The 26,456-nt window shown below is 64.6% G+C and carries 23 protein-coding genes; 11 read left to right on the forward strand and 12 right to left on the reverse strand.

The annotated features are described in order from the left end of the window. Positions 1 to 543: 543 nt before the first annotated feature. Positions 544 to 3,420, reverse strand: coding sequence for a ribonucleoside-diphosphate reductase subunit alpha (locus KSS94_RS06315; protein WP_217842166.1), 2,877 nt, complete (start codon positions 3,418 to 3,420; stop codon positions 544 to 546). A 1,002-nt stretch (positions 3,421 to 4,422) separates the two neighbouring features. Here KSS94_RS06315 and KSS94_RS06320 point away from each other — a divergent pair. Together KSS94_RS06320 and KSS94_RS06325 are read left to right on the forward strand one after the other, a co-directional pair. Continuing rightward, positions 4,423 to 5,139 carry a response regulator gene (locus KSS94_RS06320; RefSeq protein ID WP_217842167.1) on the forward strand — a complete coding sequence of 239 codons (717 nt, stop codon included), beginning with the start codon at positions 4,423 to 4,425 and terminating at the stop codon, positions 5,137 to 5,139. Next, on the forward strand, positions 5,136 to 6,740 hold the full coding sequence (locus tag KSS94_RS06325) for an ATP-binding protein (protein ID WP_217842168.1): 1,605 nt from the start codon (positions 5,136 to 5,138) through the stop codon (positions 6,738 to 6,740). The genes KSS94_RS06320 and KSS94_RS06325 overlap by 4 nt, the downstream gene beginning before the upstream one ends. Here KSS94_RS06325 and KSS94_RS06330 read toward each other — a convergent pair. Then, positions 6,737 to 7,432 carry a 4'-phosphopantetheinyl transferase family protein gene (locus KSS94_RS06330; RefSeq protein WP_217842169.1) on the reverse strand — a complete coding sequence of 232 codons (696 nt, stop codon included), beginning with the start codon at positions 7,430 to 7,432 and terminating at the stop codon, positions 6,737 to 6,739. The genes KSS94_RS06325 and KSS94_RS06330 overlap by 4 nt on opposite strands. Before the next feature lie 116 nt (positions 7,433 to 7,548). Continuing rightward, positions 7,549 to 8,340: a dienelactone hydrolase family protein gene (locus KSS94_RS06335; protein ID WP_217842170.1), complete on the reverse strand. Its 792-nt coding sequence runs from the start codon at positions 8,338 to 8,340 to the stop codon at positions 7,549 to 7,551. A gap of 131 nt (positions 8,341 to 8,471) precedes the next feature. Between KSS94_RS06335 and KSS94_RS06340 the strand changes: the two genes are divergently transcribed. The 4 genes from KSS94_RS06340 (at position 8,472) to KSS94_RS06355 (ending at position 12,854) form a co-directional block, all read left to right on the forward strand. Further along, on the forward strand, positions 8,472 to 9,077 hold the full coding sequence (locus KSS94_RS06340; RefSeq protein ID WP_217842171.1) for an outer membrane protein: 606 nt from the start codon (positions 8,472 to 8,474) through the stop codon (positions 9,075 to 9,077). Positions 9,078 to 9,150: 73 nt separating this feature from the next. Then, a complete protein-coding gene (locus tag KSS94_RS06345) occupies positions 9,151 to 9,828 on the forward strand; it encodes a response regulator transcription factor (RefSeq protein ID WP_217842172.1) in 678 nt (225 codons plus the stop codon). Continuing rightward, positions 9,825 to 11,171: an ATP-binding protein gene (locus KSS94_RS06350; protein ID WP_217842173.1), complete on the forward strand. Its 1,347-nt coding sequence runs from the start codon at positions 9,825 to 9,827 to the stop codon at positions 11,169 to 11,171. The genes KSS94_RS06345 and KSS94_RS06350 overlap by 4 nt, the downstream gene beginning before the upstream one ends. A 360-nt stretch (positions 11,172 to 11,531) precedes the next feature. Next, positions 11,532 to 12,854 carry a dicarboxylate/amino acid:cation symporter gene (locus tag KSS94_RS06355; RefSeq protein ID WP_217842174.1) on the forward strand — a complete coding sequence of 441 codons (1,323 nt, stop codon included), beginning with the start codon at positions 11,532 to 11,534 and terminating at the stop codon, positions 12,852 to 12,854. A 92-nt stretch (positions 12,855 to 12,946) separates the two neighbouring features. On the opposite strand, the gene KSS94_RS06360 is transcribed toward KSS94_RS06355, so the two are convergent. Beyond that, positions 12,947 to 13,441 carry a SprT family zinc-dependent metalloprotease gene (locus tag KSS94_RS06360; protein WP_217842175.1) on the reverse strand — a complete coding sequence of 165 codons (495 nt, stop codon included), beginning with the start codon at positions 13,439 to 13,441 and terminating at the stop codon, positions 12,947 to 12,949. A gap of 246 nt (positions 13,442 to 13,687) precedes the next feature. Next, positions 13,688 to 14,287, reverse strand: a complete 600-nt coding sequence (locus KSS94_RS06365) for a Yip1 family protein (RefSeq protein WP_217842176.1) — start codon at positions 14,285 to 14,287, stop codon at positions 13,688 to 13,690. Positions 14,288 to 14,555: 268 nt separating this feature from the next. Between KSS94_RS06365 and ttcA the strand changes: the two genes are divergently transcribed. Then, positions 14,556 to 15,380 carry a tRNA 2-thiocytidine(32) synthetase TtcA gene (gene ttcA, locus KSS94_RS06370; protein WP_217842177.1) on the forward strand — a complete coding sequence of 275 codons (825 nt, stop codon included), beginning with the start codon at positions 14,556 to 14,558 and terminating at the stop codon, positions 15,378 to 15,380. 4 nt (positions 15,381 to 15,384) lie between these two features. Then, positions 15,385 to 16,056: a DNA-3-methyladenine glycosylase I gene (locus KSS94_RS06375; RefSeq protein WP_217842178.1), complete on the forward strand. Its 672-nt coding sequence runs from the start codon at positions 15,385 to 15,387 to the stop codon at positions 16,054 to 16,056. 151 nt (positions 16,057 to 16,207) lie between these two features. On the opposite strand, the gene KSS94_RS06380 is transcribed toward KSS94_RS06375, so the two are convergent. From KSS94_RS06380 to arsC, 3 genes are read right to left on the reverse strand one after another with little or no spacing between them, the layout of a single operon-like run. Then, complete coding sequence (locus KSS94_RS06380; RefSeq protein WP_217842179.1) at positions 16,208 to 16,615, reverse strand: DUF2069 domain-containing protein; 408 nt, start codon at positions 16,613 to 16,615, stop codon at positions 16,208 to 16,210. Then, complete coding sequence (gene wrbA, locus KSS94_RS06385) at positions 16,608 to 17,213, reverse strand: NAD(P)H:quinone oxidoreductase (protein WP_217842180.1); 606 nt, start codon at positions 17,211 to 17,213, stop codon at positions 16,608 to 16,610. The genes KSS94_RS06380 and wrbA overlap by 8 nt, the downstream gene beginning before the upstream one ends. After that, positions 17,210 to 17,563, reverse strand: a complete 354-nt coding sequence (gene arsC / locus KSS94_RS06390; protein WP_217842181.1) for an arsenate reductase (glutaredoxin) — start codon at positions 17,561 to 17,563, stop codon at positions 17,210 to 17,212. Before arsC ends, wrbA begins: the two co-directional genes overlap by 4 nt. An 86-nt stretch (positions 17,564 to 17,649) precedes the next feature. Here arsC and KSS94_RS06395 point away from each other — a divergent pair, with 86 nt between their 5' ends. Then, positions 17,650 to 18,117: a TlpA disulfide reductase family protein gene (locus KSS94_RS06395; protein ID WP_217842182.1), complete on the forward strand. Its 468-nt coding sequence runs from the start codon at positions 17,650 to 17,652 to the stop codon at positions 18,115 to 18,117. Positions 18,118 to 18,232: 115 nt separating this feature from the next. On the opposite strand, the gene KSS94_RS06400 is transcribed toward KSS94_RS06395, so the two are convergent. The 4 genes from KSS94_RS06400 to KSS94_RS06415 all read right to left on the reverse strand — a co-directional run bounded on the left by KSS94_RS06400 (position 18,233) and on the right by KSS94_RS06415 (position 23,020). Continuing rightward, on the reverse strand, positions 18,233 to 18,637 hold the full coding sequence (locus tag KSS94_RS06400) for an META domain-containing protein (protein ID WP_217842183.1): 405 nt from the start codon (positions 18,635 to 18,637) through the stop codon (positions 18,233 to 18,235). Continuing rightward, positions 18,638 to 19,072 (reverse strand): hypothetical protein, encoded by a 435-nt coding sequence (locus tag KSS94_RS06405; protein WP_217842184.1) that lies wholly within the window; start codon positions 19,070 to 19,072, stop codon positions 18,638 to 18,640. Positions 19,073 to 19,103: 31 nt separating this feature from the next. Beyond that, positions 19,104 to 20,093, reverse strand: a complete 990-nt coding sequence (locus tag KSS94_RS06410; protein ID WP_217842185.1) for a 2-hydroxyacid dehydrogenase — start codon at positions 20,091 to 20,093, stop codon at positions 19,104 to 19,106. A 173-nt stretch (positions 20,094 to 20,266) separates the two neighbouring features. Continuing rightward, positions 20,267 to 23,020, reverse strand: a complete 2,754-nt coding sequence (locus KSS94_RS06415; RefSeq protein WP_217842186.1) for a response regulator — start codon at positions 23,018 to 23,020, stop codon at positions 20,267 to 20,269. A gap of 319 nt (positions 23,021 to 23,339) precedes the next feature. Between KSS94_RS06415 and KSS94_RS06420 the strand changes: the two genes are divergently transcribed. Both KSS94_RS06420 and KSS94_RS06425 read left to right on the forward strand, forming a co-directional pair. Beyond that, a complete protein-coding gene (locus KSS94_RS06420; RefSeq protein ID WP_217842187.1) occupies positions 23,340 to 24,056 on the forward strand; it encodes a response regulator transcription factor in 717 nt (238 codons plus the stop codon). 2 nt (positions 24,057 to 24,058) lie between these two features. After that, entirely contained in the window at positions 24,059 to 25,417 is a 1,359-nt protein-coding gene (locus KSS94_RS06425; RefSeq protein ID WP_217842188.1) for a HAMP domain-containing sensor histidine kinase, read from the forward strand. Positions 25,418 to 26,456 lie beyond the last annotated feature (1,039 nt).

Consider the following 26,456-nt stretch of genomic DNA (forward strand, 5'->3'; position numbering starts at 1 on the left):
AGGAACATGAATGGTGCTCTTTTCAGAGGGGGCGAAGTATACCGGAATTCGCTTTCGATCGGGGGGCGTGTGTCTGACGGGCGAGGGTAATTTTTCGACCGTTTTTGCGCGCATCCGTTCACGGGTTCCGAGTCGTTTTCAGTGCAGAGGAGTTTAGCGGCAAAAAACGCAAAGCACTACATGTTGTGCTGTTTTATTTTAAAAGCACAGGATATTGATTTTTGTGAGGGGCAGGAGCGGCTTCGCCTGAACGCCGCTTCCGCAGGGGTCGGCTCAACTGCAACGGCTGCGCAGCGTTTCGACGATGTGGGTCTTGGGGTGCTTGCGTGCATGTTCGACCGTGGTGAAACGGCCGGTTTCAGCACTTCGGCCAATCTTGCGAGTCACTGCTTTTTTCCGCGCCATAGGGGCCATCCTGGGTTGAGGAGTCCTGCCTTTGTACCGGGCTGCGCGAACGCTGGGCAAAGGGCAGTATTTCTCGGGGGCGCAGATACAAAAATGCCGCGCGGGGCGCCCATGGGCACCCCGCGCGGCATTCAGGCCTTACTGGCAGGCTTCGCAGTCAGGCTCGTCGATCGCACAGGCCTTTGGCACTGGAGCAGGGCCGGCGGCCTGGACCGGGGCGCTGTCGCCGCCGCTCGACACGGCGTTGAGCTTGCCGGTGTTGATGGTCGACTTCTCGGTGCTGGTGGCCGCCAGGGCACGGAGGTAGTAGGTGGTCTTCAGACCACGGTACCAGGCCATGCGATAGGTGACGTCCAGCTTCTTGCCCGAAGCGCCGGCGATGTACAGGTTCAGCGACTGCGCCTGGTCGATCCACTTCTGGCGACGGGAGGCGGCATCGACGATCCACTTGGTCTCGACTTCGAACGCGGTGGCGTACAGGTCTTTGAGCTCTTGCGGAATGCGCTCGATCTGCTGCACGGAACCATCGTAGTACTTCAGGTCGTTGATCATGACCGAGTCCCACAGGCCGCGGGCTTTCAGGTCGCGGACCAGGTACGGGTTGATCACGGTGAATTCGCCCGACAGGTTCGATTTCACGTACAGGTTCTGGTAGGTCGGCTCGATGGACTGCGACACGCCGGTGATGTTGGCGATGGTCGCGGTCGGCGCGATGGCCATGATGTTCGAGTTACGAATACCTTTTTGTACACGCTCGCGCACCGGGGCCCAGTCCAGGCTCTCGGTCAGGTCGACGTCGATGTACTTCTGGCCACGGGCCTCGATCAGGATCTGTTGCGAATCCAGCGGCAGGATGCCCTTGGACCACAGCGAGCCCTGGAAGCTCTCGTAGGCGCCGCGCTCGTCGGCCAGGTCACACGAAGCCTGGATGGCGAAGTAGCTGACCGCTTCCATCGACTTGTCGGCGAACTCGACCGCAGCGTCCGAACCATACGGGATGTGCTGCAGGTACAGCGCGTCCTGGAAGCCCATGATGCCAAGGCCGACCGGGCGGTGCTTGAAGTTCGAGTTACGCGCTTGCGGCACCGAGTAGTAGTTGATGTCGATCACGTTGTCGAGCATGCGCACGGCGGTGTTCACGGTGCGTTGCAGCTTGGCGGTGTCCAGCTTGCCGTCGACAATGTGGTTCGGCAGGTTGATCGAGCCCAGGTTGCAGACCGCGATCTCGTCCTTGTTGGTGTTCAGGGTGATCTCGGTGCACAGGTTCGAGCTGTGGACCACGCCCACGTGCTGCTGCGGGCTGCGCAGGTTGCACGGGTCCTTGAAGGTCAGCCACGGGTGGCCGGTCTCGAACAGCATCGACAGCATCTTGCGCCACAGGTCTTTGGCCTGGATGGTCTTGAACACCTTGATCTTGTTGTACTCGGTCAGGGCTTCGTAGTACTCGTAGCGCTCTTCGAAGGCCTTGCCGGTCAGGTCGTGCAGGTCTGGCACTTCCGAAGGCGAGAACAGGGTCCACTTGCCGTCATCGAAGACACGCTTCATGAACAGGTCAGGGATCCAGTTGGCGGTGTTCATGTCGTGGGTACGACGACGGTCATCACCGGTGTTCTTGCGCAGCTCGATGAACTCTTCGATGTCCAGGTGCCAGGTTTCCAGGTAGGCACATACGGCGCCCTTGCGCTTGCCACCCTGGTTAACGGCAACGGCGGTGTCGTTGACGACTTTCAGGAACGGCACGACGCCTTGCGACTTGCCGTTGGTGCCCTTGATGTAGGAGCCCAGTGCACGCACAGGGGTCCAGTCGTTGCCCAGGCCACCGGCGAATTTCGACAGCATGGCGTTGTCGTGGATCGCGTGGTAGATGCCCGACAGGTCGTCCGGCACGGTGGTCAGGTAGCAGCTCGACAGCTGCGGGCGCAGGGTGCCGGCGTTGAACAGGGTCGGGGTCGAGGCCATGTAGTCGAAGGACGACAACAGGTTGTAGAACTCGATCGCACGGGCTTCCTTGTCTTTTTCTTCCAGCGCCAGGCCCATGGCCACACGCATGAAGAACACCTGCGGCAGCTCGAAGCGCACGCCATCCTTGTGGATGAAGTAGCGGTCGTACAGGGTCTGCAGGCCCAGGTAGGTGAACTGCTGGTCACGCTCGTGGTTGATCGCCTTGCCCATGCGCTCCAGGTCGTAGCCTTTCAGCGCCGGGTCCAGCAGCTCGTACTCCACGCCTTTCTCGACGTAGGCCGGCAGGGCCTTGGCGTACAGGTCGGCCATTTCGTGGTGGGTGGCGCTGTCGGCCACGCCCAGGAAGCCCAGGCCTTCGGCACGCAGGGTGTCCATCAGCAGGCGGGCGGTGACGAACGAGTAGTTCGGCTCGCGCTCTACCAGGGTACGGGCGGTCATCACCAGGGCGGTGTTGACGTCTTTCAGGGCAACGCCGTCGTACAGGTTCTTCAGGGTTTCGCGCTGGATCAGGTCGCCATCGACTTCGGCCAGGCCTTCGCAGGCTTCGCTGATGATGGTGTTCAGGCGCGCCATGTCCAGCGGCGCCAGGCTGCCGTCAGCCAGGGTGATGCGGATGCTTGGGTGCGGCTCGACCACCGAGTCGGCGTTGCTGCGGGTAGCACGCTCTTTGGCGCGCTGGTCGCGGTAGATCACGTAGTCGCGGGCGACTTTCTGCTCGCCGGCGCGCATCAGGGCCAGTTCGACCTGGTCCTGGATTTCTTCGATGTGGATGGTGCCACCCGATGGCATGCGACGCTTGAACGTGGCGGTGACCTGCTCGGTCAGGCGCGCGACGGTGTCGTGGATGCGCGACGAGGCAGCGGCGGTGCCGCCTTCAACTGCGAGGAACGCCTTGGTGATGGCCACGGTGATCTTGTCGTCGGTGTAGGGGACGACAGTACCGTTGCGCTTGATCACGCGCAGTTGGCCCGGAGCGGTGGCAGCCAGGTCCTGGTTGGACTCGGCCTGCGGCGCCAAAGCCTGCGGGTTCTCGCGAGTTGTGTCGGTTTGCATGGGTGGGTGTCTCCACAGTTTCTATAGTGTTCAGGCGCCTTTTGGGCGCCCACCGTTCCATCCGTCAGACTGCCGGCCCGGGCGGGGATGCACATGGCAGTGCAGCCGCCGCGCGGGCTTGCCGACTTCGGGACAGACTCAGGAATTAAGGGCAGTGATCTGCCGCTCCCTGGCCGAAGTCAAAGGTTCTGGGCCGGGCCCAAAAACTGTTGCTGTCGAGTGTCAGGCCTTGCCTGCAACACTCATACCCGAACAAGGCCAGAAGTGGCTTGCCTCGGTCGCCTCCGCAGGAGCGGTTTGGCTGGTGAAATCACGTTAAGTTCAGTGGGTAAATTCGCTTGAATTTGCCTGTCGACTTGTGTTTGTGATTTTGCTCGAACCCCAACATCTAGTGGTTCGCCGCGATGGGGATACAAGATAATGCGGTATCGGGGGCTTTGCAAGGCGAGCGACCTGTGGATAACTTGTGGGTACTTTGTGAGTCATCCGTGGGTATTCGCTGTAGGCCTTGTGCTGACTGGTTTGCGCGAAATTTCGCAGTATTACCGCCCCGTGGCAGATTTTCGCGGGGGCGAACCCTATCACATAAAACGCTTCACCCAAGGCCCGGCCTGCGAGGTTGGCAGGGCTGGGGGCGGGACGTAGTATCCGTGGCTGATGTTGCTCTTTGGTGAAAGGGATTTATCGCAGGATCAGGCAGTTACGCAGCTTTTTGCGGCCTCATCGCCGGCAACAGGGCAGCGCTTTCGCGCAGAGAACTGGTCTCGCAGATGCGCCACGGTCTCTGTGGGAAGCGGCCTTGTGTCGCGATGGGGCGCGCAGCGGCCCCAAGGCCTCGGCCTCATTCAACATTGCCGGGGCTGCCGCGCAGCCCATCGCGACACAAGGCCGCCTCCCACAGAGACCGTGTTAAATCAATGAGTTGTAGTTTGTTTGATAGGAGCCGGCTTGCCGGCGATGGGGCCCCACAGGCCACCCAATAACAACAAAGGGGCCCAGCCCATGGACCAGCACCCGCCAGACAACCGCATCCTCATCGTCGAGGACGACCAGCGCCTCGCCGAGCTCACCGCCGAGTACCTGCAGGCCAACGGCTACGAGGTCAGCGTCGAGGGCGATGGCGCCCGTGCCGTGCGGCGCATCATCGACAGCCAGCCAGACCTGGTGATCCTCGACCTGATGCTGCCCGGCGAAGACGGCCTGAGCATCTGCCGCCGGGTGCGCGGCCAGTACCCCGGCCCCATCCTCATGCTCACCGCCCGCAGCGACGAGCTCGACCAGGTGCAGGGCCTTGACCAAGGCGCCGACGACTACGTGTGCAAGCCGGTGCGCCCGCGCCTGCTGCTGGCGCGTATCCAGGCCCTGCTGCGGCGCAGTGAGCCGGCCGAGCGCCGCCAGGCTCTTGAATTCGGCCCGCTGAACATCGACAACCGCCTGCGCGAGGCACGCCTGGGTGGCCAGTTGATCGAGCTGACCGGCGCCGAGTTCGACCTGCTCTGGTTGCTGGCCAGCAACGCCGGGCGGGTGCTGTCCCGCGAGCAGATCTTCACCGCGCTGCGCGGCGTCGGCTACGACGGCCAGGACCGCTCCATCGATGTGCGTATTTCCAAGATTCGCCCCAAAATCGGTGACGACCCGGTCAACCCGCGGCTGATCAAGACCCTGCGCAGCAAGGGCTACCTGTTCGTCGGCGAGGCGGCCCAGGCGCTGGCGCCATGAAGTCGATCTTCATACGCATCTATGGCGGCATGCTCGGCGTGCTGGTGCTGGTGGCCGTGCTTGGCGTGCTCAGCCTGCACCTGGTCAACGAGGTGCGCGCCGGCCAGCACCGTGAGCGCCTGGCCCAGGGCACCTTCAGCCTGATGGCCGACAACCTGGCGCAGCAGAACGAGGTGGAGCGCAAGCGCTCGCTGTTGATGTGGGAGCGCCTGCTTGGCGTGCCGCTGGACGTGCAGCCGCTGTCGGTGTTCAGCCTGGACGGTGGCCAGCGCGCGCGGCTGTACCGCGACCTGGTGGTGGTGGAAAAAACCGGCCCCCACGCCGCCAGGGTGCTGCGCCGCATCGGCCGCGAGGATGCGTTGCTGGTGGCCGAGGTCAAGCAGATCAGCGAGCAGTTGGCCCGCGCCACCCTTTACCTGCTGGCCGACGAGCTGGTGCGCTACCCGGTGACCGAGCAGCAGGCGCGCCTGGCACAACTGAAGCAGAGCAAGGGCTTTGGTTTTGACATCGCCCTGCAGCGCATCGAGCGCGCAGCCCTGGACGACGACCAGCGGCGCCGGGTGGAGGAGGGCGATACGGTGATGGCGCTGGGCAAGGACGGCGACTCCATCCGCGTGTTCGCAGGCCTGGCCGGTTCACCCTGGGTGCTGGAGATCGGCCCGTTGTACCAGCTCAACCCGTACCCGCCGCAGTTGCTCATTCTTATTGCGTTCCTTGGCCTGTGCCTGATCGGCCTGGTGGTGTACCTGCTGGTGCGCCAGCTGGAGCGCCGCGTATCGGGGCTGGAGGTGGCCGCCACGCGCATCGCCCAAGGCAGCCTCGACACCCGCGTGCCGGCAGGTAGCGCCGACTCGGTGGGGCGCTTGGCCGAGGCATTCAATGGTATGGCCGAGCACCTGCAGCGCTCGCTGACCATGCAGCGCGAACTGGTGCGCGCGGTGTCCCACGAGCTGCGCACGCCAGTGGCGCGGTTGCGCTTCGGTCTGGAGATGATCGAAAGCGCCAGCACCGAACAGGCCCGGGCCAAGCACCTGGCCGGCATGGATGGCGATATCCAGGACCTCGACAAGCTGGTCGACGAAATGCTGACTTACGCCCGCCTGGAGCAGGGCGCCCCGGCATTGCAGTTCCAGGCGGTGGACCTCGACGAGCTGCTGGCGCGGGTAATCACTGAGCTGGCGCCGCTACGGGCCGAAGTGAAGGTGCTGCGCGGCCAGTGCCATGGCCTGGATGGCGGCGCTGCCTGGGTCGAGGCCGAGCCGCGCTACCTGCACCGGGCGCTGCAGAACCTGGTGCGCAACGCCATGCGCCATGCCGAGTCCGAAGTGCGCCTGAGCTACCAGCTGGGCCAGCAGCGTTGCCGTATCGATGTGGAAGATGACGGGCCGGGCATTCCGGAAGGGGTGTGGGACCGCATCTTCACCCCCTTCACCCGCCTGGACGACAGCCGTACCCGCGCCTCGGGCGGGCACGGGCTGGGTTTGTCGATTGTGCGGCGGATCATCTACTGGCACGGCGGCCGCGCCCTGGTGGGGCGCAGCGAGCAGTTGGGCGGGGCCTGCTTCAGCCTGAACTGGCCGCGGGAGCAGCCGCGGGACTAAACGCTTATGAGGCTCAGCAGGTGGCCGTCCTGCACGCAGAACTGGCCATCCAGCTCCACGCCGTGGCGCCAGGTGGCGGACAGGTCGGTGAGCAGGCGCAGGCGGGCGTGGCCGTCAGTGGACCACTGCAAAACTTCTGCGTGTTCGAAATAGAAGCGCTGGCCGGTGATCGGGTACAGCGCTTTGAACAGGCTCTCCTTCAGCGAGAAGGTCAGGGTCACCGTCAAGGCCTGTTGGCTACGATCCAGCCGATGCAGTTCGGCGGCGGTAAGGATTTCCCCGGCCAGACGCTCGGCACGCTCTTCAGTCAATAGCGACTCCTGGTCCAGCCCAAGCCCTGCCACTTGCGCGCCCACCACCGCCGCAGCCCAACCCTGGCCGTGGGTGATGGAGCCACGAATGCCGGCCGGCCAGATCGGCGAGCGGTCCTCGTGGGTGGCCGGCACATAGTCACGCCCATCCAGCAGGCGCAGGGCCTCGCGGGCGCATACCCGGCCGGCCAGGTACTCGGCCTGGCGCTTGGCCACCGAGCGTTGCAGGCTGGCGGTTTGTTCGATGCCGGCGCGCTGGAAGTCGTCGGCAGCAAGCCTGGCCGGGTCGAACGCACAGCTCACCAGCACCGCACCGGGGACCGGGCGGGGCAGGGGCCAGTGGTGCTGGAGCGGGGCGCAGCAGGTGGGGAGTCTGTTCATGGCGGCTATTGTGCCAGCCCGCGAGTGTGGGGTGGAGCCTGGATTTTGCAGGTTACGCGCAGCCCCTGTAGGAGCAGGCTTGCCTGCGATGGGCCGCAAAGCGGCCCCGGCAATGTTCAGTCAAACGCTTTCTTGAAAAACGCCTGCATATCCTTCCACGAGCTCTCGTCCGCTGCCTTGTCATAACCGATATCCGGCCCACCATGCTCGCCATGGCTCAAGCGGTCGGCATCCGGGTTGGTAAACCCATGCTTGGCCCCAGGAATACCGACGAACTGGTAATCCGCCTTGGCCGCACCCATCTCGGCCTTGAACGCCGCCACCTGTTCCGGGGTGACCATGCTGTCGGCCTCGCCATGCTCCACCAGAACTTTGGCCCGCACCGACCCTGGCGTGGCCGGGGTCTGGGTCACCAGCGCGCCATGGAAGCTCACCACGCCATCGAGCTTCTCGCCCCGGCGCGCGGCATCCAGCACCACCTTGCCGCCAAAGCAGTAACCCACCGCCCCCAGCTGGTGCTTGTTGGTGTTCGGTTGCAGTTTCAACAACTCCAGCCCCGCATCGAAGCGCCGGGCTGCTGCGGCAGGGTCCTTCATTGACGCGGCCATGAACGCCTGCGCGTCCTGCGGGTGTTCGGTGTGCTTGCCGTCGCCATACATGTCGATGGCCAGGGCGTTGTAGCCCAGTGCGGCAAGATCGCGGGCACGGCGCTTGGCGTAGTCGTTCAGCCCCCACCATTCATGTACCACCACGATGCCCGGGCGTTTGCCCTCGATGGCGTCGTCGTAGGCGTAATAGCCGATCAGTGCGGTGCCGTCGGCATCCTGATAACGGATCTCGCGGGTCTGCACCGCCGCCTGGGCGAGGGCGGTACAGCACAACAGGGCCAGGGCAAGCAGGGAACGCATGGTCAAACTCCTTTTACGACGGTGGCCGCTTCGTTCAGGCGCGGTTCAGGCGGGGTTCAGCGGCGGTTCAGGGCGCCCTCCCTACTCTAGCCCGCAGACACACACAGCGCATCCCAACCGGAGTTACAACCATGAAAACATTCAACACCCTGCTTGCCGCCATGGCTGTCTGCGCCGCCGGCATCGCCACCACCGCCCAGGCCGACGACACCTTCGCCAGCCTCACCTACGGGCAAACCAGCGACAAGGTTCGCAAGTCCGGCCTGTTGCAGCGCAACACCGACCACCTGAACACCGATGGCATCGTCGGCAAAGACGGCACCTGGGGCGTACGCGTCGGCCAGATGAACGACCAGGGTCGCTACTACCTCACCTACGACAACGTTTCGGGCAGCCACAGCGGCCTCAAGCTGCGCCAGGAAAACCTGCTCGGCAGCTATGACCTCTTCCTGCCAGTGGGCGACACCACCAAACTGTTCGGCGGTGCCAGCCTGGGCGTGACCAAGCTCAGCCAGGAGTCCTCCGGCTACAGCCGCGACACCGACACCGGTTACGCCTATGGCCTGCAGGCCGGCGTGCTGCAACAACTCACCGACAACGCCTCGGTGGAGCTGGGCTACCGTTACCTGCGCAGTAACGCCAGCACCGAACTGGTACCCCACGGCGGCAGCAAGGTCGGCTCCCTGCGCCTGGATAGCAGCGCCCAGACTTACCTGGCGGCCAACTACAAGTTCTGATTATGCTGCGGCCTGTGACGGCCCCATCGTCGGCTTGCCGGCGATGGGGCCGCTAGATCAAAAGGAGATCCACATGAAATTGCTGGTGGTCGAGGACGAGGCGCTGCTGCGCCATCACCTGTTCACCCGCCTGGGCGAAGCCGGGCACGTGGTGCAGGCGGTGGCCAATGGCGAAGAAGCCCTGTACCAGGCCGAGCAGTACAACCACGACCTGGCCGTGATCGACCTGGGCCTGCCGGGGATGAGCGGGCTCGACCTGATCCGCCAGTTGCGCAGCCTCGGCCAGACCTTCCCCATTCTCATCCTCACCGCCCGTGGCAACTGGCAGGACAAGGTCGAAGGCCTGGCTGCCGGCGCCGATGATTATGTGGTCAAGCCGTTCCAGTTCGAGGAACTGGAGGCGCGCCTGAACGCCCTGTTGCGCCGCTCCAGCGGCTTCACCCAGTCGACCATCGCTGCCGGCCCCCTGGTGCTGGACCTCAACCGCAAGCAGGCTACGCTGGGCGAGCAACCGCTGGCGCTGACCGCCTACGAATACCGCATCCTCGAATACCTCATGCGCCATCACCAGCAGGTGGTGGCCAAGGACCGGCTGATGGAACAGCTGTACCCCGACGACGACGAACGCGACCCTAACGTCATCGAAGTGCTGGTCGGCCGCCTGCGACGCAAGCTCGAGGGAGATACCGGCTTCAAGCCCATCGATACGGTGCGTGGCCTGGGTTACCTGTTCACCGAGCGCTGCCAGTGATCCGTTCGCTGCGCGTGCGCCTGATGCTGGCGGCGGCGCTGCTGGCGCTATTGTTCATGCTGGCGCTGCTGCCGGCATTGCAAAAGGCCTTCAGCCTGGCATTGCAGGAGTCCATCGAGCAGCGCCTGGCCTCGGACGTCACCACCCTGATTTCCGCTGCGCGCATCGAGCACGGCCGCCTGCAGATGCCGGCGCTGCTGCCGGACGAGCGCTTCAACCTGCCCTACACCGGCCTGCTCGGCTACATTTTCGACCGTCAGGGCACCCTGGTGTGGCAGTCGCGCGCCACCCGCAACCGGCATATCAACTACCGCCCGCGCTACGACGGGCGCGGCAACGAATTCGCCCGCATCCAGCAAGAGGACGGCGAGGAGTTTTTCGTCTACGACGTCGAGGTCAAGTTGCTCGGCGGCAAAAGCGCAGCGTTCAGCATCGTCGCCCTGCAGTCGGTGCGCGAGTACCAGCACACCCTCGATGGCCTGCGCGAAAAACTCTACCTCGGCTTTGGCGCCGCCTTGCTGGCGTTGATGGTGCTGCTGTGGGCCGGGCTGACCTGGGGCCTGCGTTCGCTGCGCCGGCTGAGTGTCGAACTGGACCAGGTAGAGGCCGGTGCCCGCGACGGGCTAAGCCGCGAGCACCCGCGCGAACTGCTGCGCCTGACCGGCTCGCTGAACCGCCTGCTGCGCAGCGAGCGCGAGCAGCGCCAACGCTACCGTGACTCGCTGGACGACCTGGCACACAGCCTGAAGACCCCGCTGGCGGTGTTGCAGGGGGTGGGCGAGAGCATGCAGCAGGGCCGCCAGGAGCCCGGGCAGGGGCGGGTGCTGCAAAGCCAGGTCGAGCGCATGAGCCAGCAAATCGACTACCAACTGCAACGCGCCAGCCTGCGCAAGAGCGGCCTGGTGCGCCACCAGGTGCCGCTTGCGCCGCTACTGGACAGCCTGTGCAGCACCCTGGCCAAGGTTTACCGCGACAAGCGCGTGCAGGTCAGCCTGGACATCCCGGCCCAGGCGCGGGTGCCGATGGAGCAGGGCGCCTTGCTCGAACTGCTCGGCAATCTGCTGGAAAACGCCTACCGCCTGTGCCTGGGCCAGGTGCGGGTAACCCTTGAACAAGCCCCGGGGCAACTGGTGCTGTGCATCGAGGACGACGGCCCGGGCGTGCCGCCCGACCAGCGCGAGCGCATTCTCGAGCGCGGTGAGCGGCTGGACAGCCAGCACCCTGGCCAGGGTATTGGCCTGGCGGTGGTCAAGGACATCATCGACAGCTACGACGCCGAGCTGAGCCTGGGGGATTCTGACCTGGGCGGGGCGGCGTTCAGGATCATCTTCCGCCTGGAGTGATTATTGGAGCCAGGCCCTGTAGGAGCCGGCTTGCCGGCGATGGGGCCAAACCTGCCAACCTCAATTTCAGGCGGATTCCCGCCACACCCCCTGTACGAATCCCGCCACCGGGCGGAATTCCGCCAGCAAAAAAACCGCCACTCGCCCCGTCCAGGGGCAAAAACATCCCGCAAACATTGGCTCTGCACCTCGAGTGGGCATTTTGGCATCGCCCTTGCTATTCACTTGGCAGAGACCGGGCAGACGCTTGCCAGGCTGCTCGAACACAACGACAAATCCCTCCAGGTGCAGGAGGGTTCGCGATTCAGGTGCCCCGACATCCTGGGAAGGATGCGCCGGCACACTTGAGGAAACTTAGCCATGACGACTCGTCAGCCGCTGTACAAATCGCTGTATGTCCAGGTGATCGTCGCGATCACCATCGGTATCCTGCTCGGCCACTACTACCCGGAAACCGGCGTCGCCCTCAAACCGCTGGGTGACGGCTTCGTCAAACTGATCAAGATGGTCATCGCCCCGATCATCTTCTGTACCGTGGTCAGCGGCATCGCTGGCATGCAGAGCATGAAGTCGGTCGGCAAGACCGGCGGTTACGCGCTGCTGTACTTCGAGATCGTCTCCACCATCGCCCTGATCATCGGCCTGGTCGTGGTCAACGTGGTTCAGCCGGGCGCCGGCATGCACGTCGACGTCAGCACCCTGAACGCCAGCAGCGTGGCCGCCTACGCCGCCGCCGGCGCGCAGCAGACCACCGTTGGCTTCCTGCTCAACATCATCCCCAACACTGTGGTCGGTGCCTTCGCCAACGGCGACATCCTGCAAGTGCTGATGTTCTCGGTGATCTTCGGCTTCGCCCTGCACCGCCTGGGCAGCTACGGCAAGCCAGTGCTGGACCTGATCGACCGCTTCGCCCATGTCATGTTCAACATCATCAACATGATCATGAAGCTGGCCCCGGTCGGCGCCTTCGGTGCCATGGCCTTCACCATCGGCCAGTACGGCGTGGGTTCGCTGGTGCAACTGGGCTACCTGATGGCCTGCTTCTACATCACCTGCCTGCTGTTCATCCTGATCGTGCTCGGCGGTATCTGCCGCGCCCACGGCTTCAGTGTCCTCAAGCTGATCCGCTACATCCGTGAAGAGCTGCTGATCGTGCTGGGTACCTCGTCCTCCGAGTCGGCCCTGCCACGCATGCTGGCCAAGATGGAGCGCCTGGGCGCGAAGAAATCCGTGGTTGGCCTGGTGATCCCCACTGGCTACTCGTTCAACCTCGACGGCACCTCGATCTACCTGACCATGGCTGCGGTGTTCATCGCCCAGGCCACCGACACCACCATGGACATCACCCACCAGATCACCCTGCTGCTGGTGCTGCTGGTGGCCTCCAAAGGTGCTGCCGGCGTTACCGGTTCGGGCTTCATCGTGCTGGCTGCCACCCTGTCCGCCGTCGGCCACCTGCCGGTTGCCGGCCTTGCGCTGATCCTGGGTATCGACCGCTTCATGTCCGAAGCCCGCGCCCTGACCAACCTGATCGGCAACGCCGTGGCCACCGTCGTGGTCGCCAAGTGGGTCAAGGAGCTGGACACCGATACCCTGCAGGCCGAGCTGGCCTCCGGTGGTTCGCCACTGACCGACACCCGTCCGACCGATGACCTCGGTGTTGCAGAAGGCCCGGCTCGTTGAGCCCGGTGCAGTAACGAAGAAGGCGACCCTCGGGTCGCCTTTTTCATGCCTGTGTTTCCGGCCCCGCAACCTGTTGGAAGGGGGCGGTGCGCCTATTCGACGCGGGTTTCGCCGCTGTACACCAGAATCTCCCGGCACCGCCGGCACAGGTAGCGTCGCCCCTGGCGGACCAGCTTGTGCCGTTGCGCGGTAAACGGGAAGTCACTCTGCGGGCACGGGCAGCGGTAGATATAGCGGGTCACTACCCGCCGCTGCACGTCATAGTTGTGGCAGCGGTTGGGTGGCAGCTCGTACACGCCGCGCATGATCAACTGCCACTCTTCACCATGGGCCTGAATGCGGTCGCCGAACAGCTGGTGGGCCACCAGGTGCGCCACCTCGTGGGCCACGGTCTGGCGCAGGAAGTCGTCCTGGTTTTCCCGGTACAGCTGCAGGTTGAAGCGCAGCAGGTTCTCGTGCAGGTGGGCGACGCCAGCCTTTTGGCCGCGTAGCTTGAAGCTCACTTCCGGGCGCGGGAAGGGGCGTTTGAAGAAGGTTTCGGCTTGCTGGTAACAGGTTTCGACGCGTTGCTTGAGCAGCTCGGGCATGGCGGGGTGGGTCTCCTGGGCGGCTATTATGCCGCAACCTGTTCAGGTCTGCCGAGCCATCGGTCAGCCACCGGGGCCGCTTTACGGCCTGCATGGATCGCATAAGTTTCAGGCCCGCGCTTTACCTGTAGGAGCTGGCTTGCCGGCGATGAGGCTCGCACAGGCAATACAAAAGCATCGCGGGGCAAGCCCGCTCCCACGCAAGAATGTGGGAGCGGGCTTGCCCCGCGATGCCTTCACATCAGGTCAATTGGTATAGACAGGCCCCACACCCAGCCCCCAGATGATCACCGTGGCCGCCATGATCGCCACCAGCACCACCAACCCTACCGCCAGCACCGAGCTTGAGAACAAGAAGCCCTCATCCGATGGGATGTTCATGAAGGTCGGCAGCCCCACATACAGCAGGTACACCGTGTAGCAGATTGCCGCCGTGCCCAGCAGCATGCCCAGCCACAGGTGCGGGTACAGCGCCGCCAGCCCACCGAGGAACAGCGGCGTGGCGGTGTAGGTGGCAAAGGCGATGCACTGGGCCATGCTCGGGTTGGCATCGTAGGTGCGCGCCATCCAGTGAATGAACGCCCCCATCACCGCCACCCCGGCGAGCATCGCCAGGTAGGACATCACGCTCATCCATAGCGCGCTTTCCATGGTCAGCATCACCGCCGGCCGGTCGCCGATCACCCAGCCCACCTGGGTGGTGCCTATGAACGCCGATACGGCAGGGATCGCCGCCAGGATCAGCGTGTGCGTCAGGTACATGTGGCTGATGCTTTCCTCTTCGCCACGAATCTCCCGCCATTCCTGGTCGGGATGGGTAAACAGCCCCACAACGTGATGGATCATGCCGGTCACTCCTATCGATCGTTGTTGCCTGACACCCCCCATGCGGAGCGCCAACGGCCCGAGGCCAAGGCACCCCTGCAAACGGGAATGTGGCCTTATGACGCAGTATAGGAAGCCGTACCCGGCACAAATCGCGCTTTTTAGAGCAAATTGCGCTGTCAGGCGGCGGGTTGATTCCCACCCAGTATTTGTCGGAATGCCTACAGCGCGCCGCAGTTTGTGCGTAAAATAGCCGCCTTTTTGTCACACCTCGCGGATTCCAAGCGCTATGGGCACCCTCTCGGTCAACCAGAACAAACTGCAAAAACGCCTGCGTCGTCTCGCCGGCGAAGCCATCACCGACTACAACATGATCGAAGATGGCGACAAGGTCATGGTCTGCCTGTCCGGCGGCAAGGACAGCTACACCATGCTCGACGTTCTGTTGCACCTGCAGAAGGTGGCGCCGATCCAGTTCGAGATCGTCGCGGTGAACATGGACCAGAAGCAGCCGGGTTTCCCCGAGCACGTGCTGCCGGCTTACCTCAAGGAACTCGGTATCGAGTACCACATCGTCGAGAAAGACACCTACTCGGTGGTCAAGGAACTGATCCCCGAGGGCAAGACCACCTGCTCGCTGTGCTCGCGCCTGCGACGTGGCACCCTGTACACCTTTGCCGACGAAATCGGCGCGACCAAGATGGCCTTGGGGCACCACCGCGACGACATCGTCGAGACCTTCTTCCTCAACATGTTCTTCAACGGCGCGCTCAAGGGCATGCCGCCCAAGCTGCGCGCCGACGACGGCCGCAACGTGGTGATTCGCCCGCTGGCCTACTGCAGCGAAAAGGACATCCAGGCCTACTCGGACATGCGCGAGTTCCCGATCATCCCGTGCAACCTGTGCGGCTCGCAGGAGAACCTGCAGCGCCAGGTGGTCAAGGATATGCTGGTGGAGTGGGAGCGTAAGCACCCGGGCCGTACCGAGAGCATCTTCCGCGCCATGCAGAACGTCGCCCCGTCGCAACTGGCCGACCGCAACCTGTTCGACTTCACCAGCCTGAAAATCGACGAAAGTGCCACCCCGCGTTTTCTCGACGTGCTGAACATCTGACCCCATGCGCGACTACCAGTGGCTGCATGAGTACTGCCTGAACCGCTTCGGCTCGGCCCAGGCCCTGGAGGCCTTCCTGCCGCAGCCGCGCACGGCTGCGCAGTTGCGCGCCATCAGCGATGACCGCTACCTGTCGACCCTGGCACTGCGGGTGTTCCGCGCCGGGCTCAAGCACAGCCTGGTGGACGCCAAGTGGCCGGCCTTCGAGCAGGTGTTCTTCGGCTTCGACCCGGAAAAGGTGGTGCTGATGGGCGCCGAGCACCTGGAACGGCTGATGCAGGACGAGCGCATCATCCGCCATCTGGGCAAGCTCAAGAGCGTACCGCGCAATGCGCAGATGGTGCTGGACGTGGCGAAGGAGAAGGGCAGCTTCGGCGCGTTCATCGCCGATTGGCCCGAGACTGACATCGTTGGTTTGTGGAAGTACCTGGCCAAGCACGGCAACCAGTTGGGCGGGCTGTCGGCGCCGCGTTTTTTGCGCATGGTCGGCAAGGATACCTTCATCCCCACTGACGACATGGCGGCCGCGCTGATCGCACAGAAGATCATCGACAAGCCGCCCACCAGCCAGCGCGACCTGGCCCTGGTGCAGCAGGCGTTCAACCAGTGGCACGCCGAAAGCGGACGGCCGCTGTGCCAGCTGTCGGTGATGCTGGCGCATACCGTCAACCATTGACCTTGCTGCCGGCACATCCCCTGTAGGAGCGGCCTTGTGTCGCGATGGGCTGCGCAGCAGCCCCGGCAATTTTGCATGAGTCCGAGATCTTGGGGCCGCTGCGCGCCCCATCGCGGCACAAGGCCGCTCCTACAGGGATCGCATCAGCGGCTCATTCGCCGGCCAGGCGCCGTTCCAGCTGGAACTTCCAGCGCACATACAGCAACCCGCTGACGAACAACCCCAGGCTCACTAGCACCTCCACCCAGCCAAACACCGCCCGCGCCGGGTCGAACGCGGCCAGCACGCCCTTGATGAAGTAGATGTTCACCACGAAGCAGGTCCAGGCATGCGCCCGGGCGCTGCCCAGCAGCATGCCCGGCAGCAGTAGCAATAGTGGCACCAGCTCGACCGCGAGAATCACCTCGACCCGTGCCCCGTGCAGGTTGGCGAACCACAGGTTGTTGACCACCAGCAAGGCGATCAACCCGAAGAAGCAAGCCAGGCTCAGGCTGCGGGTGATGCGCACCCGTGGCGCCAGCCAGTCGAGCGGCGGCAGTACCTTGGGCTTCTTAGCCACGCTGGCCCCCCAGGGCCTTGGCGGTATTCGCCAGGCGTTGGCCAAGGGCGCGGCACAGGGTGATTTCGTGTTGGTCCAGCTCGCGCTTGCCATCGGCACCGGCATGGTGGCTGGCGCCATACGGGGTGCCGCCGCCAGTGGTTTCGAGCAGCGCCGATTCGCTGTAGGGCAGGCCGGTGACCAGCATGCCGTGGTGCATCAGCGGCAGTAGCATCGACAGCAGGGTGGTTTCCTGGCCGCCGTGCAGGCTGGCGGTGGAAGTGAATACCGCCGCCGGCTTGCCCACCAGCTCACCACCCAGCCACAGGCTGCTGGTGCCGTCGAGGAAGTACTTCAGCGGTGCGGCCATGTTGCCGAAGCGGGTCGGGCTGCCCATGGCCAGCCCCGAGCAGTGGCGCAAGTCGTCGAGGGTGGCGTACAGCGCGCCGCTGGCCGGAATGTCCGGGGCCACCGCTTCGCACTCGGTAGAGATCGCCGGCACGGTGCGCAGGCGCGCTTCCAGCCCGGCCATTTCGATGCCGCGGGCGATGTGCCGGGCCATCTCGCTGGTGGAACCGTGGCGGCTGTAGTACAGCACCAGGATGTAGGGCTCGCTCACGGCAGGATCTCCAGCACTTTTTCCGGTGGGCGGCCGACCACGGCCCTGTCGCCTGCTACCAGAATGGGCCGTTCGATCAGTTTCGGGTTTTGCACCATCGCTTCGATCAGCTGGGTGTCGGTAAGCGCCGGGTCGGCCAGGTTCAGGGCCTTGTATTCGTCTTCGCCGCTGCGCAGCAACTGGCGTGCGCCGATGCCCAGCTTGCCGAGCAGTTGCTTGAGGGTGGCAGCGTCGGGCGGGGTTTCCAGGTAGCGCACCACGTTGGGGGTGAGGCCACGTGCTTCGAGCAGTTCCAGGGCACCGCGGGATTTGGAGCAGCGCGGGTTATGATACAGGGTCAGTTCGGTCATGGCGGGTCGCATCCAGCTGGGTGTGGCGGCTATTCTAACCGCAGCGACCGACTTCAATGTTTGAAAACTTCGAGAAGGATTGACCCATGGCAAGGCGTTTGGCGGCTGCACTGGCCATTACCGCAGGGCTGCTGCTCGGCGGCTGCGGTGCAGACTACGGCGTGGACCAGCACGGCAACGCGGTGAAGGCCGAGCAGATCGACGGGCACTGGCTGGTGCTCAACTACTGGGCCGAATGGTGTGGCCCGTGCCGCACGGAAATCCCTGAGCTCAATGCGGCCGCCAAGCAGTGGCAGGCCCAGGGCATCAAGGTGGTGGGGGTGAACTACGACGGCCTGCAAGGTGCAGATCTCAAAGCCGCGGTCGACACTTTGGGCATCGCCTTCACCGTCCTCGCTCAGGACCCCTCCGAGCGCTACAAGCTGCCACGCAGCGAAGCGCTGCCGGTGACCTACATCATCGATGACAAGGGCAAGGTGCGTGAGCAGTTGCTGGGCGAGCAGACCCTCGAAGGGCTGCAAGCGAAAATCAAGGCGCTCAAGGGCGGCGCCTGATAATAGCCACACGCTCCCTGTAGGAGCCGGCTTGCCGGCGATAGGGCCCTTGGCGCCAGCACAAGGCCCTGAGCCTTGCGCATTACAGGCCCGGCCTCATCGCCGGCAAAGGGCCTCAGCCTTCCTCAGGCCAGAAGCGCAGCGGCTTGCCTTCGGCCGGCCAGAAGCGGATCTGCTCTACCGGCGACACATCCCAACGTTGCACGGTCTCCAGCGCCTGCAAGAAGCGTTTTTCCTGCTCCATCAGCGCTGGCGCGCACAGCTTGCGGGTCTTGCCGACCTTGCCGAAGCTCAGCTGGTCACCGTCCAGCGTGTACGGTGCAAACCAGTGGTTGCAGCCGGCATTGCCGTAGGCGCGGCCGTCGTTGGCCAGGGTCAGGGTGAGGTGGCTGTAGTCGATCAACGGGCGTTCACCGATCCACTCCAGCACATAGCTTTGCTCCTGCTGCAGCGGCGAAGGCTGCGAGGCGCAGCCAGCCAGGGTGCAGGCGAGGAGCGCGGCAGTCAGCTGCTGTTTCACTCAACCACGCTCCTGGCAGTTCGGGCACAGGTGCGCAGTGCCTTGGCTGGCCCAGCCCAGCTCGGCGATGCGCGCGGTGGCGGCCGGGGCGTGGCCCTTCTTGCCCAGCTTGGCGTCGGCGGCGAACTCGAAGTCCAGCACTGCGTCACAGCCGTCGCACTTGACCTGCCACTCGAGGATTTCCAGTTCGTTGAATACCGGGCCCTGGGCCACGGCTACCCACTGGCCGCGCGGGTTGATCAGGTGGCGCACGGTGTCCACGGTCAGGCGCATCGACAGGCTCTTGCTGCCCTTGAGCGAGACCAACAGGGCGTCGCCCTTCTGGATCGAGCCGCCGTTGCCGGTCACCTGGTAACGGCCCGGCACCAGCGCACGGCATTCGATCAGGGTGTGTTGCGGGTTGAAAAGGGTGTAGCGGAAATCGTGCTCGACCATGGGTCCTCCAGAAATGCCGCGTATCCTAGCATCAACTTGTGACCAGATTCTGCGCATTACCTGCCGCCCAGCGGGTGATGTTGCACAGGGTGGTGGCGGCGATCGCATCCAGCGCCTCGCGGGTGAGAAACGCCTGGTGAGCGGTGATGATCACGTTGGGGAAGGTCAACAGGCGCGCCAGCACATCGTCCTGCAACGGCAGGTCGGAGCGGTCCTCGAAGAACAGCTGCGCTTCTTCCTCGTACACATCCAGCCCCAGATAGCCAAGCTGGCCGCTTTTCAAGGCATCGATCAGTGCCGGGGTGTCCACCAGCGCGCCGCGGCCGGTGTTGATCAGCATGGCGCCGGGCTGCAGCTGGGCCAGGCTGTTGGCGTTGATCAGGTGCCGGGTGTGCTCGGTCAGCGGGCAGTGCAGGCTGATGATGCGCGCCTGGCGCAGCAGTTCGGGCAGCTCCAGGTAGCGTGCCCCCAGGGCCAGCAGCTCGGGGTTGGGGTAGGGGTCGTAGGCCAGCAACTGGCAGCCGAAACCGGCCATGATGCGGGCAAAGGCAGCGCCGATCTGCCCGGTGCCGACCACCCCGACGGTCTTGCCGTGCAGGTCGAAACCGGTCAGCCCGTGCAGGGTGAAATCGCCCTCGCGGGTACGGTTGTAGGCGCGGTGCAGGCGCCGGTTGAGGGCCAGGATCAGCGCCACGGCATGTTCGGCGACGGCGTGGGGCGAGTAGGCCGGCACCCGCACCACGCTCAGCCCAAGGCGCCGGGCGGCAGCCAGGTCGACATGGTTGTAGCCGGCCGAGCGCAGGGCGATCAGGCGTGTGCCGCCTTCGGCCAGGCGTTGCAGCACCTGTGCGTCCAGTTCGTCGTTGATGAACGCGCAAACCACCTCAAAGCCCTGGGCCAGGGCGGCGGTGTCCTGGGTCAGGCGCGCTGGCTGGTAATGCAGGTCGAAATCAAGGCCTGTGGCGGCGCGCTCGAAGCTTTCCTGGTCGTAGTGCTGGCTGCTGAACAAGAGTGTGCGCATGGGGGCATTCCTTTGGTGGCAACGGCGGGAGTCTAGCCAAGTGGGCGCAGCGAGGTATTGACCTGTGGGTATGCCTCGGCTCCCCGGGGCGGGCGCGGTGCATCTGCGAGACCAGTTCTCTGCGCGAGAGCGCAGCCCAAAGGGCTGGGTGATCTTTTACAGGGGCATGCCCCTCACGCGCTCAAGCGCGCTTGTTCGGCCAGCCGGGTGATCGCCCGGTCCAGTTCGTCCAGCGCCTGCTGCGCCTGTGGGTTGTCCTGCTTCAGCAGGGTCTCGCTACGCTGGCAGGCGGCGCGCAGTTGCGGCACGCCGCAGTAGCGCGAAGCGCCGTTGAGGCGGTGTACCCGCTCGATCATCGCCTCGCGGTCCTCGGCCTCGCGGGCCAGGCGGATCGCCTCGCGGTCGCCGTCAAGCGATGCCAGCAGCATGGCCAGCATGTCCGCGGCCAGGTCCGGCTTGCCGGCGGCCAGGCGCAGGCCCTCTTCGGGGTCGAGCACTTTCAGCTCGCTGTCGGGTTGGCGCTCGGCGCTGCGTTCCTGCGAGGGCGCGCCCAGGCTCAGGCCGGTCCACTTCATCACCACCTGCGCCAACTGGCGCTCGCTGATCGGCTTGGTCAGGTAGTCGTCCATGCCGCTGTGCAGCAGGGCTCGTTTTTCGTTGGCCATGGCGTGGGCGGTCAGGGCCACGATCGGCAGCGCCGGGGCGCTGTGGCTGTTTTCCCACTGGCGGATCTGCTCGGTGCAGGCGCGCCCGTCCATGCCGGGCATCTGCACATCCATCAGCACCAGGTCGAACGGCTCGTCCTGTACGGCCTGCACCGCGGCGTAGCCGCTGTCCACCGCCAGCACCTCGGCGCCCATGTCCTCCAGCAGCGTCTGCACCAGCAGCAGGTTGGCCGGGTTGTCGTCGACGCACAGCACCTTGGGGGCCCGCTCGCCGTTGCCGCTGCGCGGCTCGGCCAGCGGGCGGCGCGGCTGCACCAGCTCCAGCAGCAGCCGGCGCAGCTTGCGCGAGCAGGTGGGCTTGGCCAGCAACTGGCCGTGGGCGTTGGGCAGGAAGGGGCTGTACAGCGGCTGTTCGGTGGTGGGGCACAGCACCACGCACTGGCAGCCCAGGCGCTCCAGCTGCTGGTGGTACTGGCCCAACTGCTCGGGCGACAGGCTGCCCAGGTGGGTGCCCAGCACGGCGAAATCGAACGGTTGCCCGGCCTGGCTGGCAGCGTGCACCGCCTGCAACAGCTGGTCGTAGGACGAGAACAGGCTCACTGTCAGGCCGCAGTCCTCCAATTGGTGCTCAAGCGCCTGGCGCGCCAGGTCATGGCCATCGACGATGGCCACCCGGCGGCCGAGCAGTGCCTGCAGCGGTTGCTCTTCGGCGTCGTCGTGGGCCCGCGGCAGGTTGAGGCTGATCCAGAACTGCGAACCTTCACCGGGGGTGCTGTCGACGCCGATCTCGCCGCCCATCTGCTCGATCAGGCGCTTGGAAATCACCAACCCCAGGCCGGTACCACCGGGCTGGCGCGACAGTGAATTGTCAGCCTGGCTGAAGGCCTGGAACAGCGTCCGTACATCCTGCGGCGACAGGCCGATGCCGGTGTCCTGCACGCTGATGCGCAGTTGCGCGCTGTCCTCCTGCTCGTCCTCGAGCATCGCACGCACCACGATGGTGCCTTCGCGGGTGAACTTGATGGCGTTGCTCACCAGGTTGGTGAGGATCTGCTTGAGCCGCAGCGGGTCGCCCACCAGCGACAGCGGGGTGTCGCGGTACACCAGGCTGAGCAGCTCCAGCTGCTTGGCGTGGGCGGCGGGTGCGAGGATGGTCAGGGTGTCCTGGATCAGGTCGCGCAGGTTGAACGGAATGCTGTCGAGCACCAGCTTGCCGGCCTCGATCTTGGAGAAGTCGAGGATCTCGTTGATGATCCCCAGCAGGTTGTCGGCGGATTTTTCAATGGTGCCCAGGTAGTCCAGCTGGCGCGGGGTCAGCTCGCTCTTTTGCAACAGGTGGGTGAAACCGAGGATGCCGTTGAGCGGGGTACGGATCTCGTGGCTCATGTTGGCGAGGAATTCGGACTTGATGCGGCTGGCCTCCAGGGCCTCCTTGCGCGCCATGTCCAGCTCGATGTTCTGGATCTCGATGGTTTCAAGGTTCTGGCGCACGTCCTCGGTGGCCTGGTCGATGCTGTGCTGCAGCTCCTCGTGGGCGTTGTGCAGGGTTTCGGCCATGCGGTTGATGCCGGCCGCCAGTTCGTCCAGTTCGTGGCTGCCCATGGCCGGCAGGCGCTCTTCGAGGTGGCCGTCCTTGAGCTGGTTGACCGCGTGCTTGATGTGGTTGATCGGGTCGTTGATGGTGCGGCTCATGCGCAGCGCCAGCAGCGCGGTGAGGCTCAGGCCTACAAGAATCAGCAGCAGGCTGGTGAACAGGTTGCGGTAGCCGCGCAGCAGTGTGCCGTCGTGGGACAGTTCGATCTCCACCCACCCCAGCAGGCGCTCGGCCTCGGCCGGCACGGCGTCGGTGGCCAGGTCGCGGTGGTGGCCGAACACCGGCATCAGGTAGCGGGTGGCGTCGTTGCCGGTGCGTTGCAGCAGTTGCGTGCCGGTGCCACCGCTGGGCGGCTGGTTGAGCATGCTGGGGCCGGCGTGGGCCAGGCGCGTGCGGTCGGCAGCCAGAAACGCCACGGCGCGCACATCGGACTGCTCCAGCGCTTGCGCGGCGATGCGCTCCAGCTGCGCCGGGGCCTGGCGCGCCATGGCCGGTGCGGCCAGCGGGGCCAGTTGCTCGGCGATCATCTTGCCGCGTTGCAACAGTTGCGTGCGCAGCTCGTTCTGTTGCAGCCAGGTGAAATAGCTGCCCAGTACCAGGGCCATCAGGCTGGCGGGCAGCAAGGCCAGCAACAGCACGCGGCTGCGAATTCCCAAACGGTCTAGCACACCTGTCTCCTGTCATGTGCTCAAGGGCGCGCGTTGCGCGTTGGCGAACGTTACTCCAATGCGGGTATTTGTGTCTGTTTTTTACCGCCACAGATAAACCCAGTAGCAGGCGCGATTCCCGTAGGCGCGGGCTTGCCCCGCGAACACGAGCGAAGCCCGTGCCATATCACGCAGCACATGCTGTGTGTCACGCCTGTTCCCACACCAATCAATCCAACCATGGTCTGCCCTTCTATTGGTGCGCGTCGGTCGCCCCCCGGTTGCCTGCAACCCCCGCTTACCCAATAATCGCGTAACTGAGAATTGATGACAGTTGCCAATGCATCCCGAAGCCATTCATACCTCCAGCATCCTCGCCATCGAAGACGACCCCGTGCTCGGCGCCTACCTGCACGACGAGCTGCAACGCGGCGGTTTCAACGTCACCTGGTGCCGTAATGGCCTTGAAGGGCTGGAGGCGGCCGGGCGGCAGGTGTTCGACCTGGTGCTGATGGATATCCTGCTGCCTGGCCTCAATGGCCTGGATGCCCTGGCCAGCCTGCGTCGGCACAGCGCCACACCGGTAATCCTGATGTCGGCCCTGGGCGCCGAGGCCGATCGCATTACCGGCTTTGAGCGTGGCGCCGACGACTACCTGCCCAAGCCGTTCAGCTTTGCGGAGTTACGCGTGCGCATCGAGGCGATCCTGCGCCGGGTGGCGTTCGAGCGCCGTGGCAAGGCACCCACGGAGCTGCCGGCCGGTGCGCTGCGCTTTGACGAGCAGCTTAGCGACGTCTGCCTGGCCGAAGCCTGGGCCGGCCTGACCCCCAGCGAGTACCGCCTGCTCGACACCTTGTGCCGCAGCCAGGATGAGGTGCTGAGCAAGCCGTTTTTGTACCGCCAGGTGTTGCAACGCGCCTATTCGCGGCATGACCGCAGCCTGGACATGCACGTCAGCCAGATCCGCCGCAAGCTCAAGGCCATCGGTTATCACGAGCGCCAGGTGCGCACCGTGTGGGGCAAGGGCTACGTGTTTAGCGCCGGTGAGGCGGACTGACAGTGCTTGATCGCCATTCGCTGTTCTGGAAGCTGGCCATCCTGCTGGTGGGGTTCTGCCTGCTGATGATCGGCCTCAGCTACACCTGGGGCCGGCACATGGAAACCCGCAACGCGTTTCTGGACGAGCCGGCGCGAGAGGTGCTGCGTGGCTACGCGGCCGAGGCCGAACGGGCTTGGCTTGAGGGCGGGCGCGAGGGCGTGGACCGCTGGCAGGAGCGTTTGCTTGAGCGCGAGCCGGGCTGGGCCGGCGTGCTCGACGGTGACCTGCAACCTTTGGGTAGCCTGGCCCTGAGCGGCGCGCAGATCCAGCACCTGACGCGCCTGCGCGGGGTCGACTGGCCGATGAGCCGGCGGAGTGTCGGCCAGCCCTGGTTGCGCCTGCCGTTCCCCACTGTGCCCGAGCAGGGCATGTTGGTCATGGAGCTGCCCAAACGCTTCAACCCAGGCCACTATCGCCTGCTCTGGCAGGTGGTCACCAACGGCATTATCCCGGGGCTGTTCACCCTGCTGTTGTGCGTGGGCCTGTACCGCATGCTGATCGTGCCGCTGAACCAGTTGCGCGAGCAGGCCAATGCCTGGCGTGCCGACCAGCTCACGGCGCGCCTGGATGCACGCACTACCCAGCGCCAGGATGAACTGGGCGAGCTGGCCCGGGCTTTCGACCAGATGGCCGAGCGCCTGCAGGGTACGGTGGCGTTGCAGCAGCAGTTGCTGCGTGATTTGTCCCACGAGATGCGTACCCCGCTCAGCCGCCTGCGGGTGGCCTGCGATGGCGAGACCGACCTGCACGGCCTGCGCGAGCGCCTGCACCGTGAGGTGGATGGCATGCAGCAGTTGGTCGAGAACACCCTGCAACTGGCCTGGCAGGATGCCGAGCGCGGGGTGCTTGAGCTTGAACCGATCCAGTTGCCGGCGTTGTGGGATGTGCTCAGCGAGAACGCTTGCTACGAGAGCGGCTGGGCGCCGGAGCGTTTGCGCTGCGAGCTGCCGGCTGGCTGCTGGGTGCAGGGCAATCTCAACCACCTGGCCCAGGCTTTGGAGAACCTGCTGCGCAATGCCGTACGCCATTCGCCGGTGGATGGCAGGGTGCGTTTGGGTGGGCGGCGAGAGGGGGGGTATTGGCTGCTCGAGCTGGAGGACGAGGGCGGTGGGGTGGCCGAGGGGGAGCTTGAGCGTATTTTTGCGCCGTTTACCCGGCTTGACGGGGCACGGCCTGGGGATGGCGGGTTTGGGTTGGGGCTGAGTATTGCCCGTAGTGCCATTGAGCGGCAGGGGGGGATGCTCTGGGCGGTTAATGGGGGGCAGGGGTTGCGGTTGTGTATGCGGTTGCCGGTTGGGGTTTCGGTTGCGGTGGTTTAGTTGTCTGTGGGTGCGGGCTTGCCTTGGCTGATCGGTTACCAATTCCCCTGTAGGAGCCGGCTTGCCGGCGATGGCTTTTGTGCAGGTTTATGCTGTTGATCTGTTGATCTGTTGATCTGTTGATCTGTTCGAAGTTGTTTTAGCTGGTTTTGGAAGTTTTATGCGCATTCATTATTTGTATTGACGCTTATTCACCTTTCCGCCCTTACGGCGGCTTACTTTTGTCTTGTCAAAAGTAAGCAAAACCGCTCGCTCCCATCATCCGGCCCCTGCGCTTCGCTCCGGGGTTCCCTCACTCCGGGCTTGCTCCGGGGGTACGCGCCGACGGGCCGTCCCTGGCCCGATCGGCGCTCGACCGGCATCCATGCCGGTCGCCCCCCTACGCAATCCCTGCGTTCGGCCTCCTGAAGTCGCGAAGTTAGGGCGGCGCCTGGGAGTACGCAGCTCGGTCGCTAGTTGCCACCGTGGGAACTCCGGATTGAATCGCGGGGCAAGCCCGCTCCCACGTCAGAAACTGGTGCGCACAACTAACGTGGGAGCGGGCTTGCCCCGCGATTGCGTCAGAACAAACAACACATCAACAACAATTAAACCAATATCCCAGCTCTTGATCTGGCTCTTGATCTGGCTCTTGATCTGGCTCTTGATCTGGCTCTTGAACTGGCTCTTGATCTGGCTCTTGATCTTGCTTCTAAGCGCGCAATAGTTCAGGCAACACAAATCGCGACTTCAGGAGGCCGAGCGTAGGGCTTGCGTAGGAGGGCGACCGGCATGGATGCCGGTCGAGCGCCGATCGGGCCAGGGACGGCCCGTCGGCGCGTACCTCCGGAGCAAGCCCGGAGCGAGGGAACCCCCGGAGCGCAGCGTAGGGGGCCGGATGATGGGAGCAGGGCGGCTTTGGTTACTTTGGCCGGGGGCGCCGAGCCGCGACCAAAGTAACCCGCCGTAAGGGCGGAAAGGTGACGAAAAGCCGCTATCGTCAATGAATGCGCATGCATCTCCCAAAGCAATAACCATAAACCCCGACCCCGCCCCCCCA

Origin of the sequence: Pseudomonas fakonensis (genome assembly GCF_019139895.1) — a bacterium.
In the GTDB taxonomy this organism is placed as follows: domain Bacteria; phylum Pseudomonadota; class Gammaproteobacteria; order Pseudomonadales; family Pseudomonadaceae; genus Aquipseudomonas; species Aquipseudomonas fakonensis.

Excerpts from the sequence above, each read along its gene's own strand:
- KSS94_RS06315 (WP_217842166.1), bottom strand. The coding sequence starts at position 3,420 with ATGCAAACCGACACAACTCGCGAGAACCCGCAGGCTTTGGCGCCGCAG.
- KSS94_RS06320 (WP_217842167.1), top strand. The coding sequence starts at position 4,423 with ATGGACCAGCACCCGCCAGACAACCGCATCCTCATCGTCGAGGACGAC.
- KSS94_RS06325 (WP_217842168.1), top strand. The coding sequence starts at position 5,136 with ATGAAGTCGATCTTCATACGCATCTATGGCGGCATGCTCGGCGTGCTG.
- KSS94_RS06330 (WP_217842169.1), bottom strand. The coding sequence starts at position 7,432 with ATGAACAGACTCCCCACCTGCTGCGCCCCGCTCCAGCACCACTGGCCC.
- KSS94_RS06335 (WP_217842170.1), bottom strand. The coding sequence starts at position 8,340 with ATGCGTTCCCTGCTTGCCCTGGCCCTGTTGTGCTGTACCGCCCTCGCC.
- KSS94_RS06340 (WP_217842171.1), top strand. The coding sequence starts at position 8,472 with ATGAAAACATTCAACACCCTGCTTGCCGCCATGGCTGTCTGCGCCGCC.
- KSS94_RS06345 (WP_217842172.1), top strand. The coding sequence starts at position 9,151 with ATGAAATTGCTGGTGGTCGAGGACGAGGCGCTGCTGCGCCATCACCTG.
- KSS94_RS06355 (WP_217842174.1), top strand. The coding sequence starts at position 11,532 with ATGACGACTCGTCAGCCGCTGTACAAATCGCTGTATGTCCAGGTGATC.
- KSS94_RS06360 (WP_217842175.1), bottom strand. The coding sequence starts at position 13,441 with ATGCCCGAGCTGCTCAAGCAACGCGTCGAAACCTGTTACCAGCAAGCC.
- KSS94_RS06365 (WP_217842176.1), bottom strand. The coding sequence starts at position 14,287 with ATGATCCATCACGTTGTGGGGCTGTTTACCCATCCCGACCAGGAATGG.
- ttcA (WP_217842177.1), top strand. The coding sequence starts at position 14,556 with ATGGGCACCCTCTCGGTCAACCAGAACAAACTGCAAAAACGCCTGCGT.
- KSS94_RS06375 (WP_217842178.1), top strand. The coding sequence starts at position 15,385 with ATGCGCGACTACCAGTGGCTGCATGAGTACTGCCTGAACCGCTTCGGC.
- arsC (WP_217842181.1), bottom strand. The coding sequence starts at position 17,563 with ATGACCGAACTGACCCTGTATCATAACCCGCGCTGCTCCAAATCCCGC.
- KSS94_RS06395 (WP_217842182.1), top strand. The coding sequence starts at position 17,650 with ATGGCAAGGCGTTTGGCGGCTGCACTGGCCATTACCGCAGGGCTGCTG.
- KSS94_RS06405 (WP_217842184.1), bottom strand. The coding sequence starts at position 19,072 with ATGGTCGAGCACGATTTCCGCTACACCCTTTTCAACCCGCAACACACC.
- KSS94_RS06410 (WP_217842185.1), bottom strand. The coding sequence starts at position 20,093 with ATGCGCACACTCTTGTTCAGCAGCCAGCACTACGACCAGGAAAGCTTC.
- KSS94_RS06420 (WP_217842187.1), top strand. The coding sequence starts at position 23,340 with ATGCATCCCGAAGCCATTCATACCTCCAGCATCCTCGCCATCGAAGAC.